11 protein-coding genes, 1 tRNA gene and 1 pseudogene are annotated in these 14,417 nt (G+C 69.1%); 4 read left to right on the forward strand and 9 right to left on the reverse strand.

The window, feature by feature from the left end; genetic code table 11:
- Positions 1-59 precede the first annotated feature (59 nt).
- Positions 60-785, reverse strand: coding sequence for an SDR family oxidoreductase (locus tag ACWDMM_RS12110; protein ID WP_195078508.1), 726 nt, complete (start codon positions 783-785; stop codon positions 60-62).
- A gap of 105 nt (positions 786-890) precedes the next feature.
- Here ACWDMM_RS12110 and ACWDMM_RS12115 point away from each other — a divergent pair, with 105 nt between their 5' ends.
- Entirely contained in the window at positions 891-1,730 is an 840-nt protein-coding gene (locus tag ACWDMM_RS12115) for a LysR family transcriptional regulator (RefSeq protein ID WP_195078507.1), read from the forward strand.
- 143 nt (positions 1,731-1,873) lie between these two features.
- Here the strand turns inward: ACWDMM_RS12115 and ACWDMM_RS12120 are convergent.
- From ACWDMM_RS12120 to ACWDMM_RS12150, 7 genes and pseudogenes are all read right to left on the reverse strand, one after another.
- Positions 1,874-1,946, reverse strand: a tRNA-Ala gene (locus ACWDMM_RS12120).
- A 676-nt stretch (positions 1,947-2,622) separates the two neighbouring features.
- Entirely contained in the window at positions 2,623-3,360 is a 738-nt protein-coding gene (locus ACWDMM_RS12125) for a DsbA family protein (RefSeq protein ID WP_449937277.1), read from the reverse strand.
- Between the two features lie 937 nt (positions 3,361-4,297).
- A pseudogene (locus tag ACWDMM_RS12130) lies at positions 4,298-5,485 on the reverse strand (MFS transporter); the annotation flags it as partial.
- Positions 5,475-7,118: a phosphoglucomutase (alpha-D-glucose-1,6-bisphosphate-dependent) gene (pgm, locus tag ACWDMM_RS12135; RefSeq protein ID WP_357208170.1), complete on the reverse strand. Its 1,644-nt coding sequence runs from the start codon at positions 7,116-7,118 to the stop codon at positions 5,475-5,477. The gene pgm and the pseudogene ACWDMM_RS12130, both read right to left, overlap by 11 nt.
- A 47-nt stretch (positions 7,119-7,165) precedes the next feature.
- Entirely contained in the window at positions 7,166-7,453 is a 288-nt protein-coding gene (locus ACWDMM_RS12140) for a hypothetical protein (protein WP_195078505.1), read from the reverse strand.
- Entirely contained in the window at positions 7,450-7,812 is a 363-nt protein-coding gene (locus tag ACWDMM_RS12145) for a DUF190 domain-containing protein (RefSeq protein ID WP_195078504.1), read from the reverse strand. The genes ACWDMM_RS12140 and ACWDMM_RS12145 overlap by 4 nt, the downstream gene beginning before the upstream one ends.
- A gap of 682 nt (positions 7,813-8,494) precedes the next feature.
- Positions 8,495-9,994, reverse strand: coding sequence for an MFS transporter (locus tag ACWDMM_RS12150; protein ID WP_195078503.1), 1,500 nt, complete (start codon positions 9,992-9,994; stop codon positions 8,495-8,497).
- A 117-nt stretch (positions 9,995-10,111) separates the two neighbouring features.
- Here ACWDMM_RS12150 and ACWDMM_RS12155 point away from each other — a divergent pair, with 117 nt between their 5' ends.
- Complete coding sequence (locus tag ACWDMM_RS12155; RefSeq protein WP_195078502.1) at positions 10,112-10,792, forward strand: TetR/AcrR family transcriptional regulator; 681 nt, start codon at positions 10,112-10,114, stop codon at positions 10,790-10,792.
- A 54-nt stretch (positions 10,793-10,846) separates the two neighbouring features.
- Positions 10,847-12,145: a D-arabinono-1,4-lactone oxidase gene (locus tag ACWDMM_RS12160; protein WP_449937284.1), complete on the forward strand. Its 1,299-nt coding sequence runs from the start codon at positions 10,847-10,849 to the stop codon at positions 12,143-12,145.
- Positions 12,146-12,160: 15 nt separating this feature from the next.
- Here the strand turns inward: ACWDMM_RS12160 and ACWDMM_RS12165 are convergent, their stop codons facing one another.
- Positions 12,161-12,916 carry an SIR2 family NAD-dependent protein deacylase gene (locus ACWDMM_RS12165; protein WP_357108341.1) on the reverse strand — a complete coding sequence of 252 codons (756 nt, stop codon included), beginning with the start codon at positions 12,914-12,916 and terminating at the stop codon, positions 12,161-12,163.
- Between the two features lie 109 nt (positions 12,917-13,025).
- Between ACWDMM_RS12165 and ACWDMM_RS12170 the strand changes: the two genes are divergently transcribed.
- Positions 13,026-13,937 carry an oxygenase MpaB family protein gene (locus tag ACWDMM_RS12170; protein WP_195078499.1) on the forward strand — a complete coding sequence of 304 codons (912 nt, stop codon included), beginning with the start codon at positions 13,026-13,028 and terminating at the stop codon, positions 13,935-13,937.
- Positions 13,938-14,417 lie beyond the last annotated feature (480 nt).

Raw genomic sequence — 14,417 nt, forward strand, 5'->3', positions numbered from 1 at the left:
TCCGACGCGCGACGCGCCGCTGACCTCGAGAAGGGGAATGGCGGGCACCGGCGTGTCCGTCACCAGGGCACCGTTCCGGCGTCGTCGAAGAATCCGCCGGTCGGCCCGTCGTCGGGCAGGGTCGCGAGGCGAATCGCGATGGCCGCGCCCTGTTGCGGTGTGCGGACGCCTCGGAAGCCGTTGAGGTCGGTGGCGGTGAAACCGGGACAGCCGGAGTTGATCAGGATGTTGGTATCACCCAGTTCCTTGACGTATTGGATAGTAAGGGCGTTGAGGAAGGTCTTCGAGGCCAAGTAGGCGGCGGGAACCGGGCCCATGTCGACGCCGGGTGTGGTTTGCAGGGTGAGCGAGCCGACGCTGCTGGACATGTTGACGATCCGCGGTGCGGCCGAGGCGCGCAGCATCGGCAGCATCGCGTTGGTGACCCTGATGACGCCGATCACGTTGGTTTCCACGACGATTCGCACGGTCGCGGCATCGACCGTGGCCGGCGTCTGCGGCATACCGCCGGTGATCGCGGCGTTGTTGACCAGAACATCGAGCCCTCCGGCATGGTCGGCGATCAATCCGGCCGCCGCGGCCACGCTCGCGTCGTCGGTCACGTCGAGCGGAACGCCGAACGCATCGGTCCCAGCGGCGCGCAGCTTCTCCACCGCGGTCTCGCGCCGTTGCCGATCGCGCGCGCCCACACCGATTCGCCAGCCGAGCGCGCCCAGGCCGGCGGCGATCTCGTATCCGATCCCCTTGTTCGCGCCGGTCACCAGCGCGATCGTCTGTTCACTCACACCGCCGATCCTGCTGCGGCTGCGGGTGCGGCGTCCAAGACCGATCGGGTGCGCGGCGATACCGCACGGATATCGGTCGTGGTCATCGCCGGATACCCTGACCCGGTGGAGACGCGGGAGATGCGATACTTCGTCGCCGTCGCCGAGGAGTTGCACTTCGGGCGGGCGGCGAAACGGCTCGCGATCGCGCAACCACCACTGTCACGAGCCATCCAGCAGCTCGAACGGCGGCTCGGAGTCGTCCTGCTGCACCGCACCTCGCGCGCCATCGCCTTGACCGAGGCCGGGGCGGTGCTGCTGCGGGAGGCCCGGGCCGCCCTCGACGCGGTCGAAGCCGCCGAGCGGCGAACCCGCCGTGCCGCGGCCGACCAGCCCGGTGTGGTGCTGGCCACCAAAGCTGGAGCGTCCAGCGAACTGTTGTCGAAACTGCTGCACGCCTACGCCGCCGAACCGGACGCCGCGGCCGTCGAGGTGATGCTGTGCGGGCCGGGCCAGCCGGAAAGTCTGCTGCGCAACGGGCGTGCCGACGTCGCTCTGCTCCACCGGCCCTACGACACGACAGCCGGATTCGACACCGAGGATCTGCACACCGAACATCAAGTCGTGGTCCTGCCTGCGGGACATCCCCTCGCCAATCGGACGCATGTGCGGTTGGCCGAGGTCGACGCTCTGACGAACCTGCCCCTGCCGCGCTGGCCTGGACGGGACGGCAGCTATCCGGAAGGCCCCGGCCCGCAGGTGCGCGACCACACCCAACTCTTCCAACTGATCGCCCTCGGACTGGCCTGCGCGGTCGTGCCCGAGTCGCTGCGAACCCAGCTACGCGACGAGCACGCCGTCGTGCCCGTGCAAGACGCACCAGCCGTCACGACCGTCATCGCTTGGCCACCACACAGCAGATCCAAAGCCGTCGCCGATCTCGTCCACACCGCGACGCGCCTCTGACCGACAGCACTGTTCGCCGGCCGTATCGGCATGACCGACCTTTCGGGACCTCCGGAATCCCGCATACCGGGCGCGCCGAGACTCGGCTGTGCACACAAAACAGGTCAGGCCCGGTTGAAAACCGAGCCTGACCTGATGTTTTGTGGAGCTAAGGGGACTCGAACCCCTGACCCCCACACTGCCAGTGTGGTGCGCTACCAGCTGCGCCATAGCCCCTGGTCGGTTGCGCTCCGGGCGTCCCCGCCGCGCTTGAATGAAGTTACACCAACGGTGTGTCAGCAACCAAATCGCCTCGATTCGGGGGTGACAGGAGGCGGCGATCGGGGTTAGTATCGAACATGTGTTCGAAGTAGTTTCGATTGTGCGGGGTGTGGGTCGGTAGGCGGTTGGACGCTCGGATCGAGCAGAGCAGATGGGGTTGCTGGTTTGTTCGTTTCCGAGTGTCCAGCGGTCGCCTGGCGCGAGACGGATGTACCTGACGCCGGATCGCGGTGGCGATCGGTCGGCACGCTGGCGGGGCGGCCGCAAAACGAAACGAGTAGCGGCACAACGTCTTAGCAGGTGATGAAACATCTCGAGGCGCGGTCTTGGGGCAGGGGGCCGGATCGCGCTGTCGAGTGCGCGGGCCGGGTGGCGGCAGGTGGAGCCGTCGCCCGGCCCCAGGCCAACCGAAAGCTCGGCGGGCGGCGATCTCGGGGGCTGGGGATGTCGGGTCGCGCCGTCGAGCGGGCCGGGGCGTCGATTTGGTGGAGTCGGCGTCCCGGCCCTTCCCTCCGCCGAGACCCGGATTTGTCAGGACGCCGAAGGCAGCCGGTGCCGTGTCGAAAGCCCCGCTTGGTGAGGGAAATCACCGAGAGCGTCGCCTGCCGGGAACAGCGCAGGAGTCCGCCGGTCACCGGGTGAGCGAGACCACCCAGTTCTCGTCGTTGGTGTCGACCTTGGTCGTACCGTCGAAGATCGCGGGTGTGGCCGCGGAGCCGCCCAAGGCCGTGCCGAGCGCCGCCGTCTGCGCCATGGCGCTGCCGCGGGCGGCGTCGACCTTGGCTCCGGTGGCGATGCATTGCCGGACGGGTTCGGCGGCCCCGGCATCGCCCGCGATCGTGGCGAGCTCCTCGTTGCTCAGGTCGGCGCCGCCTTCACTGGGGCGCTTGGTGGTGAACAGCTCGGTGTGGAACTTGGAGTAGACGGGTCCCGAACCCGCCTCGGCCACACACTGGTTCGCGGCGACGGCGCGGGTGGAGTAATCCTTGCTCCCGGAGCGCGCATCGAGAAAGTTCACCAAGCGATAGCGCACGGCCAGCGCGCCCTCATCGATCTTCTGCGCGATCTCTTGGCCGTAGATGCGCTCCAGGCTGCCGCAGCCGGGGCACAGCGGGTCCTCGAAGATGTCGATGGTCTTCTTCGCGTCCGGGCGGCCGAGCAGAATCGATCCGTTCTGCTCGAGCACCGAGTGCACCGTCTCGTTGCGCGCCGACCCGTAGCCGTCGTTCCGGACGGCCGCGTCGTCCCGCCCCCAGCGGATCGCCGCGATGACGATCAACACGATCAACACGAGAGCGACCGCACCGAGCGCATAGGTGGTCGCACTGGACATCGGCCGGGGCGTGTACTTCGAACGCGATTCGCTCACATGGACACTTTGCCGCAACCAACCGCCATCCCCACCGCCGGGCCACGGATCCGATCCACGCCCACCCACAGCGAGCGCACCTACACAGCTAGGTTCCGGCACCGGCCGAGCAGCAGGAGTCCGGTCCCCGGACTGCGCGCGTCCATGCAGGGCAACGCACGAAATGGTGGCGGCGACCGCCCGCGCCGAGTCCCCACTGCCTCGGCAGCAGCCGACTCAGCCCGGCGCTGCCCCCGCGACAATCTTCATCGCCTACCAGCCGCGTCCAGGTGTGATGTGGGGGAGGTTCGCCGAGGGACATCGGCGACAACCCGCGCCGACTTCACAACAACAGCCGATTCACCCCTCCGAGCCCGACGCTCACCCCCGCGCCGGCCTGGCCACCTCACCAGCCGCGTCCCGCGCGAACCGGAGCAGGTTCGCCGAACGGCATCGACCACTGTCCGGCGTGGGCTGGGCAGCCACATCCCCGCCGTCCGCCGCCTACTCTCCCGCGAACGTTCAGGGCAATCCGTCCTGCTCAACGCCTGCGGCGGGCACGCCGCTCCGGCCGACGCCGTTTACCGCGAGACATCGGGCGCCCCGGCGGATTCTCCACGTCCGAATCGACGACCGCGGTCCCCGGCGCGGGCGTCACCGGCCGGGAATCCGCTGCCACTCCAGGCCGATCGCCGCGCGCGGCGGGGGCACGACGCACCAGCCCGTCGGACTCCGCCGGGGCCCCGACGCCCTCGGGCACCGATTCAGGACCACCAGGGTGCGGCGCCTCTTCTATGCCGTCACCACTCGGAGCCGCCCTGGAAGAGGCCACCACCGGCACCGCGCTGTCGGCTACCGGCGCGCCGGACACGTCGCTCAGCGCCCGATCGATCCCGGCCGCTTGCCGCTCGGTGTCGTCGGTTCCGCCGGACCGGTCGGAAGGAATCTCCGATTGAACGGAACTCCCCCGCCGCGACGGCTCGGGAACGACGGCCCAGACGAGCGCCGCCACGGCCAGCAGCGCGCCGGTCACGCCGAGCGCCAGCTCATAGGACACCTGCTGGGCCAGGGCGCCCACGGCGACCGGCCCGATGACGGTGCCGAGGTCGGCGGCCATCTGGAAGCCGGCCAGCACCGGGCCGCCGCGCGCCTTGGGGCCGATGATGTCGGCGACGGCCGCTTGCTGGGCGGGCGTGAACATGCCGGAGCCGAGCCCGGCCAGGAACGAGGTGGCGAGCAGCCACGGCAGGTCGGTCGCCAGGCCGAGCCCCGCCGTTCCCGCCGCGCACACCAGCGAGCCGACGATGACGAACGGTTTGCGCCCCCACCGGTCGGACAATCGCCCGGAGGCGAACAGCACCGCGACGTTCCCCGCCGCGAACACCGTCAACGCGACACCGGCCATACCCGGCGCCTGGCGCAGCACCTCGACGACGAGCAGCGGCACCAACGCCATCCGGACGCCGAAGACGGCCGCGCCATTGGCGAAGTTCGACAGCAGCACCGCCCGGTACTCCGGCCGCGCCAAGCCCTCCCGGAAGGACATCATGCGGACGCCGCCGGCCGGTTCCGGCGCGGCCAGTTCCGAATGCCGCAGGCTCAGGTGCACCGCCACGCTCACGGCGAGCAACGCGACGGCGTAGATGACGAACGGCCAGCGCAGCCCGAGCCCGGACAACCCGCCGCCCACCAGCGGCCCGCTCACCGAGCCGACCAGGAAGCTGGTCGACCACAACCCGGAGACCCGGCCGCGCTGCTCGGGCGGGGACATCCGGATGACCAGCGCCAGCGACGACACGGTGAACATGGTCGATCCGATGCCGCCGAGCGACCGCAACACCATGAGCTGCCAGTAGCTCTGCGCCAACGCGCTGGCGCCCGTGGACACCGCGACGATCAGCAGCCCGCCGAGATAGACCGAGCGCTCCCCCAGCCGTTGCACCAACCGTCCGCTGAGCGGCGCGAACAGCAACCGCATCAGGGCGAACGCGGACACGATCGCCGAAGCGGCCGCCACGCCGACGCCGAAACCGCGCGCGAACTGCGGCAGCACCGGGGCGACGAGGCCGAACCCGATGGCGATGACGAACGCGCCCCCGACCAGCACCCAGATCTCGGTGGGCAGGGGCTTGGATCTACCGGTCACCGGACAGCGCCTGCCCCACCAATTCCTCCGCGGCCGTCTGCACCTCGGCGAGGTGCTCCGGGCCGTGGAACGACTCCGCGTAGATCTTGTACTTGTCCTCGGTGCCGGAGGGGCGAGCGGCGAACCACGCGTTCTCGGTGGTCACCTTGAGGCCGCCCAGCGGCGCGCCGTTGCCCCGCGCCCTGGTGAGCACGGCCGTGACCGGCTCCCCGGCGATCTCCTTCGTGGTGATCATGTCCGGAGTCAACTTCGCGAGCAGCTCTTTCTGTTCCGCGGTCGCGGACGCGTCGATCCGCGCGTAGGCGGGACTGCCGTAGCGGCGCTCGAGTTCGACGTAGCGCGCCGACGGGCTCTGCCCGGTGACCGCCGCGATCTCCCCGGCGAGCAGGGCGAGCAGGATGCCGTCCTTGTCGGTGGTCCAGACCGTGCCGTCCATCCGCAGGAACGACGCGCCCGCGCTCTCCTCGCCGCCGAAGGCCAGGCTGCCGCTGAACAATCCGGGAACGAAGAACTTGAATCCCACCGGCACCTCGTGCACGTCGCGACCGAGCACGGAGACCACCCGGTCGATCATCGACGACGTCACCGCGGTCTTGCCGATCTTGGTCAGCGCGTCCCAGCCCATCCGGTTGGCGACCAGGTATTCGATGGCCACCGCGAGGAAGTGGTTCGGATTCATCAACCCGCCGTCGGGCGTGACGATGCCGTGCCGGTCGGCGTCGGCGTCGTTGCCGGTGGAGATGTCGTAGTCGTCCTTGATCGCGATCAGCGAGGCCATCGCGTAGCGGGAGGACGGGTCCATCCGGATCTTGCCGTCGCTGTCGAGCGTCATGAACCGCCAGGTGGGGTCGACGAAAGGATTGACCACCTCGAGTTCGAGGTCGTAGCGCTGGCCGATCTCCTCCCAGTAGTCGACGCTGGCGCCGCCCATCGGGTCGGCGCCGAGCCGGATGCCCGCGCCGCGGATCGCGTCCAGGTTCAGCACGTTGGGCAGGTCGTCGATGTAGTGGTCGAGGTAGTCGTAGCGTTCGACGCCGGTGGCCAGCGCGCGCTCCAGCGTGGTGCGCTTGACGCCGGTGAGCCCGCCGCGCAGCAGTTCGTTCGCGCGGGCGGCGATGGCGTCGGTGGCGGTGTTGTCGGCCGGGCCGCCGTGCGGCGGGTTGTATTTGAAGCCACCGTCGCGGGGCGGGTTGTGCGAGGGGGTGACCACGATGCCGTCGGCCTGGTGCTTGGCGCCGCCCCGATTGTGGCGCAGCACAGCGTGACTGAGCGCGGGCGTGGGCGTGTAGCGGTCGCGCGCATCGATCACCGCCGTGACGTCGTTGGCGGCGAGCACCTCGAGCGCGGTGGTCCAGGCGGGCTCCGACAGCGCGTGTGTGTCCCTGGCCAGATAGACCGGCCCGGTGATGCCCCTGGTGGCGCGGTATTCCACGATCGCCTGGGTGATCGCGAGGATGTGCGCCTCGTTGAACGCGCCGTCCAGGCTGGAGCCGCGATGTCCCGACGTCCCGAACGTCACCCGCTGGGCCGGATCCTCCGCGTCCGGAACACGGCTGTAGTACGCCGTCACCAGATGCGCGATGTCTTCCAGATCGGTGGGACGTGCGGGACGCCCGGCTCGATCGTGGGCCATGCTCGGGTCTCCCTTCCGTATCGGCTGCGCCCGGCTCGTCATCAGGATCATGTCCACGACCGCCCGGTCACCGCCGACCCCGCGGCCACGTTCATCTCGGCCGCCAGCCGGAACGTCTCGCCGCCGTATCTGCTGAACGCGGTCGGCACGGTGCGGAAGCCCGCTTCCGCGGCGGCGAGCGATCGATCACCCGCCGACGCGCCGCCCTGATCACCGAGCCGCGCCGAACCGACAATGCTAACGGCCACCGTGCCCGACGGCACCGGCGAGGCGAATTCCGCTGGTGCCGCGAGTGCTGCGGCCGGGTCGCCGGGCTTGCCACGGGGTCTGGTCATCGCTCACCTTCCTGCCACTGGTCCACCGGCGCCAATGTGACGTTGACCGAGGTGAACAGTTCGGCGTTCCGCTCGACGAAGGCGCGCAAGCGTTCCGGCTCGTCGACCAGCATCAGCATCAGCGGCAGATGGTCGGCGATATCGAGCATCCGGGTGGTGTGCACATGCGAGGACGCGCCGTATCCCTCGATGCCGCGCCACACGCTGGCACCAGCCAGTCCGCCGTCCCTGGCCCGGCGCACGATCTCGTGATACAGGGGCGTGTGCCGCCATTTGTCGTCCTCGTCGAGCAGCACGGTGAGCCGTGCCGCGGGGCGCCACCGTCCCGCCGTGGCGGCGCCCGCTTGCGAACCACTCATGCCTGCCCCCTTCCGTCGTGCCGTTCCCGTCGATCGCCGAGCCGAACCAGGTACTCACCGTGCCATGCCCGCACCGGGCTGCGACGCCCCGGCCACGCCACCGCCACCCCCCGAGGCGGACGAGCGCGGCGGGAAGTGCCGCGCCCGGTCCGAGGAGTCTACGAACCTCGCGGGTGGGGTGGAGAAGGTGGTGCGACCGCCGGGTGCGCCGGTACAGGAATGGGTGCACAGCAGCCTCTTGGCTACCCACACCGGAGCGGTCGGAATCATCGGGATCCCGGTCGCAAAGCATCCCATGAGATCTACCGCGTGAACCGGAAGGCGGACCGCCGACCAGCAAGGCCCGCCACACTGACCTAGCTCGTATTTTGCACCAATGATGGTGATTCTGGCGCGCTTTGCCGTGTGCGGCGGACGAACCCCGCGTGTCGTGCGCGATGATCGGTGCCACGTCCCGAGATCGGGATCCGCGCGGCGGAGAGATTTGCTCCCATATCGGACCGGACAGCTCTAATCGACTGATCGGCAATCGCATAGCACAGTTCCGGCCGCGGTGCGGTCGCGTCGCTTCGATCGAATGCCGTCGCACGGCTCGGCGAACGACGACGGCCGCCGCCCCGCGACGGAATCGCGGGACGGCGGCCGCTGCGCCGGAAACCGGGCCTGCGCCACCGCACTCGACTCAGTGGGCGAGCACCGGCTCCCCCTCGGCGGGCGCGGGCGCTGCGCTCGGCATGAGCACCGCCGTCAGGATGCCGCCCGCGACGAAGATCGCCGTGGCCCACCAGAAACTGGTGGTGTAGCTCTCGATCGCGGACTGGGCGATGGTGAGCGGGTCCGGCGTACGGGTGGACAGGTAGTCGGTGGCCGCGGATGCCGCGATCGTGCTCAGCAGGGCCGTGCCGATCGATCCACCGACCTGCTGGCTGGTGTTGATCATGGCCGATGCCACGCCCGCGTCCTCGTGCTGCACGCCGGAGGTGGCGCCCTGGAAGGCGGTCGACATCGCACCGCCGAGGCCGAGACCGAGCAGGATCAGGGCGGGCAGGATGTGGCTGGCGTAGCCGGTGTCCAAGCCGATCCTGGTCAGCCAGGCCATGCCCGCCGCCGCGATCAGGAACCCACCGCTGACCACGACCTTCGGGCCGAGCTTCGGCAGCAGCAACGACGGGGCGGTGGTCGAGGAGGCCACCATGGCGGCGACCATCGGCAGGAACGCCACGCCGGTCATGATCGGCGAGTAGCCCAGGGTCAGCTGCATGTAGTAGGTGAGGAACAGGAAGATCGCGAACATCCCGATGCCCATGACGAAGACCGTCAGGTAGGAGGTGCCGCGCATCCGGTCGAGCACGATCCGCATCGGAAGCAGCGGGTGCGCGACCCGGGTCTCCAGCCAGGCGAACACCGCGATCAGCGCCGCGCCGCCGAGCAGGAACGCGAGGGTGACGCCATTGGTCCACCCGTGCGATTCCGCGTGCGAGAACCCGTAGACGATGCCGAACAGGCCCGCGGTCACCACGACCGTGCCGGGGATGTCGAGCTTGGGCCGCTCGGTGCCGGCGTGCTTGGCGAGCAACAGCACGGCGCCGACCAGCGCGACGGCGGCGAAGGCGAGGTTCACGAACATCACCCAGCGCCAGGAGGCCCATTCGGTCAGCGCGCCGCCGAGCAGCAGCCCGATGGCGCCGCCGGTGCCCGCTACGGCGCCGAAGATGCCGAACGCCTTCGCCCGTTCGGACGGTTCGGTGAAGGTCACGGTGAGCAGGGAGAGGGCGGCGGGCGCCAGCAGCGCGCCGAAGACGCCCTGTCCGACGCGGGCCGCGACGAGCATCTCGAAACTGGTGGCCGCGCCACCGACGGCGGAGGCGAGCGCGAAGCCGACCAAACCGATGATGAAGGTGTTGCGCCTGCCGAACAGGTCGCTGAGGCGGCCGCCGAGCAGCAGCAGGCTGCCGAACGCCAGCGCATAGCCGGTGACCACCCAGGAGCGGTCGCCGTCGCTGAAGCCGAGATCCTGCTGCGCGGCGGGCAGTGCGATGTTCACCACGGTCGCGTCCAGCACGACCATGAGCTGGGCGACGCCGAGGACGGCGAGCACCCACCAGCGCAGGGCGTGCGAGCCGCGCCGCCCACTTCCCGTTCGCTCCGGGGCCGGTGCCCCGCGGTCGATCGCGGTAGTCATGTGTACCCTTTGTCTCGAGCGTTGATCCGGAGAACATCCCTCCGCTTACCCGAAGAAGCTATCACGATAACGGAGATAACGCCTCCGGTTAATCCGCGATGTTGATAGAATGACGGTGTGAATCACGCCACGGTCGCCTCTCCGCCCCGGCGCCTGCGGGCCGATGCCGCACGCAATCAGCAGCGGATCATCGCCGCGGCGCGGGAACTGTTCGCCGACCACGGACTCGAGATCACCCTCGACGACGTGGCCGAGCGCGCCGGTGTGGGTGTCGGCACGGTGTACCGCCGCTTCGCGAACAAGAAGGAACTGATCGTCGAGGTCTTCGACCAGAACCTGAACGATTTCGCCGACGCGGCCGACGCCGCCTACCGGCATCCCGATCCCTGGTTCGGACTCGTCGAGTTCTTCGAATACGCGTGTCGGCACATGGCCACGAACCGCGGATTCAGCGAAGTCATGCTGGAACTCGAAGACGACGAGACCGATCGATTCGCGGTCGTGCGCGATCGCATCAAACCGAAGGTGCACGCCATCTGCGCCCGCGCGCGCGACGCCGGCGTGCTCGCCCACGGCATCGAGCCCTCGGACTTCTTCGCGCTTGTCCACATGGTCGACGCACTCGCCGAGTTCGCCAAGCCGGTGAATCCCGATGTCTGGCAGCGGTACATGGCGATCATGCTGAACGGCGTGCGCGACGACAAAACGCCGCGCAGACATCTCGACGTCCCCCCGCTGACCGACGACGAGGTAGAGCACGCCAAGCAACAGCTGACCTGCAGCTGGCGCAAGCGGTAGCGAAATCGAACCGTAAGTAGCGCGCGTCACGCTCGCTCCCGTAAAGTTGGTCACATGACCAATTCGTGGGTGAACTGGGCGGGCGATCAACGCTGCGCGCCCGCACTCCTCGCCGCCCCGGGCTCCGTCGGCGAACTGGCCGGCCTGCTCGCCGACGCCGAAGCCGACGACCGGACCGTGCGCGTCGCGGGCAGCGGCCATTCGTTCACCGACACCGTCCTGACCGACGGCACGCTGCTGAGCCTGGCGAAGCTGAACCGCGTGCTCGACGTCGACCGCGCCGCAGGCCTGGTCCGGGTGGAGGCGGGCATCACTCTGAACGCCGCCAGCACCGCCCTGCACGAGCACGGTCTCGCCTTCCCGAACCTGGGCGACATCGATGTGCAGACCGTCGCGGGCGCCATCGCCACCGCCACCCACGGCACCGGCGCGACTTTGCAGAACCTCTCCGCCGCGGTGCATTCGGTGGAACTGATGCAAGCCGACGGAACGCTGGTGGAACTGAACGAGCGGACCGATCCCGACGGTTGGCGGGCCGCGCGGGTCGGCATCGGCGCGCTGGGCGTCGTCACCGCCGTGACGCTGCGGATGGCGCCGTCCTTCGTGCTGGAGGGCATCGAGCGCCCGGTCCCGGTGGATGACGTGCTCGCCGATCTGGATTCGTTCGTCGACGGCAACGAGCATTTCGAGTTCTACATGTTCGCGCACAGCCCGCTGGCCATGACCAAGCGCAACAATCGCGTGCCCCTGCCCGAACGACCGCGCCCGAAAGCGGTGGACTGGTTCACCGACATCCTGCTGTCCAACTACTTGTTCGACGCGCTGTGCGGACTCAGCCGCAGGCAGCCGCGCCTGCTCCCGTTGATTCAGCGCGGCGCCGCCTACGCGGGCAGCTACCGGCGTCAGGTGGACCGTTCCTACCGGGTGTTCGCGTCGCCGCGCCTGATCCGCTTCACCGAAATGGAGTACGCGATCCCGCGCGAGCATTCCGTGGCCGCGATTCGCGAGATCAAGGAACTGTCCACTCGTTTCGACACCCCCATGCCCATCGAGGTGCGGTGGGTCGCGCCCGACGACGCGTTCCTCTCCCCGGCCAACGGCCGCGACACCTGCTACATCGCGGTGCACCAGTACCGCGGCATGGCATTCGAACCGTACTTCCGCGCCTGCGAAGCGGTTTTCGACCGCTACGACGGCCGTCCGCACTGGGGCAAACGCCACTTCCAGACCGCCGCGACCCTGCGCGGCCGCTATCCCGACTGGGAGCGGTTCGCCGAGGTGCGGCGGCGCTTCGACCCGAAAGGGCGTTTCACCAATCCCTACCTCGACCGGGTGCTCGGCCCGGTCGGCTGAACCCGCCGCCCGGCTTCACTCCGGTCGTTCGGCGATGAGTTCCGCGACCAGGCGGGGCACGGCTGTGCCGATGGGTTCGCGGATGATCTCGGTGGCCATGGCGTCGTACGGCGTCGGCTCGGCGTTCACGATCACCAGATCCGCGCCGGCGCGCACGGCGATGGAGCACATCGACGCGGCGGGCTCGACCTGCAGCGACGTCCCGATGGCCAGGAAGATGTCACTCGTCTCCGCGGTGAGCGCGGCCTTGGTCATGGTGCGGCGGTCCATCTGCTGACCGAACATCACGGTGGCGGACTTGAGGATGCCGCCGCAGTCGGGACACGGCGGGTCCGGCTCGCCCGCGGCCACTCGCTCCAAGGTGGCCGACATCGAGGTCTGGTAGTCGCATTCGACGCAGACCACCTCGAACATGTTGCCGTGGATCTCGATCACCCGATCCGGCGAAGACCCCGCCCGCTGATGCAGACGATCGATGTTCTGGGTGATGATGGTGACCGTCCGCCCGGCCCGTTCCAAGTCGGCGAGCGCGTTGTGCGCCGCGTTGGGGACGGCCTGCCAGGCCGGATTGTCGCGGCGCGCGAGCCAGGCGCGTTCCCGCAGGCCGGGGTCGGCCACATAGTTCTGGTAGGTCGAGAGCAATTCGGCGATGGGATCCTTCGTCCACACCCCGCGCGGGCCGCGGAAGTCGGGAATGCCGGAATCGGTGGAGATGCCGGCGCCGGTGAGCACTCCGATCCGGCCGGTACGACTGCGCCAATCGGTCGTCATGTCTGCACAGCCTAGGACCGTGACGAGATCGTCGGCCACGGATAGACGATGAGAGATTGTTAGGGTTATCATCTCATTGTATGAGCCAGGCCGATCAAGGGAGATCACGATGACCGCGTCCGTCGCACGCTCAACCACCGGCGCGCGAACGCTGCCGCCCCGCCGCCCGATCGAACCGGGAACCCAGATGTGGGAACAGACCGGTCTGATCACGTTCTCCCTCACCGCGGGCTCGGCCTTCCTGCTGCAAACCATGGAACCGACCATCTCCGCGGTGGTGGACGAGTTCTCCACCTTCCGCACCGACCCGATGGGCCGTGCCACGCGCAGCCTGGCGTCGGTGATGATGTGGGTCTACGGCGGCGACGAGGCGCTCGCGGAGGCCGATCGCCTGCGGGAGCTGCACGCGTCGCTGAACACCACCGACGCCAACGGCGTGCGCCACACCGCCCTGTCCAGCGCCCCGTGGGCCTGGGTGCTGCACACCGGAACCTTCGCCTTCACCGAGAGCGCCAAGTACTTCGCCAAGCGCCCGCTCACCGCGGCGGACAAGGAAGCGTACTTCCAGGAGACGCTGCAGCTGCTGCGCAACTTCTCGGTGGCGCCCAAGGAGATCCCGGCCAATTACGCCGAATTCGAGAAGTTCTTCGAGGACACCGTCGCGAACCATCTGGTTGCCACCGACACCGCGCGCGACTACCTGCGGGTGATCCGCTCCGTCGCACCGCCGAAGCAGCTGCCGCGCGTGCTGCGTCCGGTCTGGAAAGCGGCGGTGGCGCCGATCGGCTGGCTGCAGTACTTCGTGACGGTCGGCACCACGCCGGAGGTGGCGCGCCAGAAGCTCGGCCTGACCTGGACCGCGGCCGACGAGCGCAAGCTGCGCGTGCTCGGCTGGCTGATCGCGCGGCTGGTTCCGCTGCTGCCGGAGCGGTTGCGCTACTTCCCGATCGCCTATGAAGCCCGCCGCCTCGAGCGCGACCGGCAGCGGCTGCGCAAGATGATCGACCTGCGTCCGATCTGATCCCCCTTCGCCGCATCCGTTCGCGGCGGACATGGGCCGCGCGGCAGGGGCGATTCCAGCCGCCTATGACGTTCCAATGATTCACGCCAGCACCCCGGCCGATTCGCATCGACCGGGGTGCTGGCGTCGGTGGCGGAAGACGAGGCGCGTTTCGCGATGCGATGTCGTATGCGCGTCGATCCGCGGATCAGTTGCGACCGGTTGATGCCCGCGTGCCCTTGTGCGGCCGGATCGATCGTGCGGCCGGATACCGGCGGCCGACGAGGGCTCCGAACGTCGCAGGCCTTCGACGAAGTCTTCCGGTGCATCACCCCGGGGGAACACTGCGCGTTGCCGCCCGGTCGGCTCCGGCGCACAGCCGCTGCGTGACAGCGGATTACGCCCGCTGGCCTGCGACAGCCGTACGCCCGCGCGCGCGACGGCACGGCGCGCCGTAACGATTAGCGGCGCGCTGGTATACGTATCTCATACGCTCCGAAA

The organism is Nocardia sp. NPDC003726 (assembly GCF_053586955.1).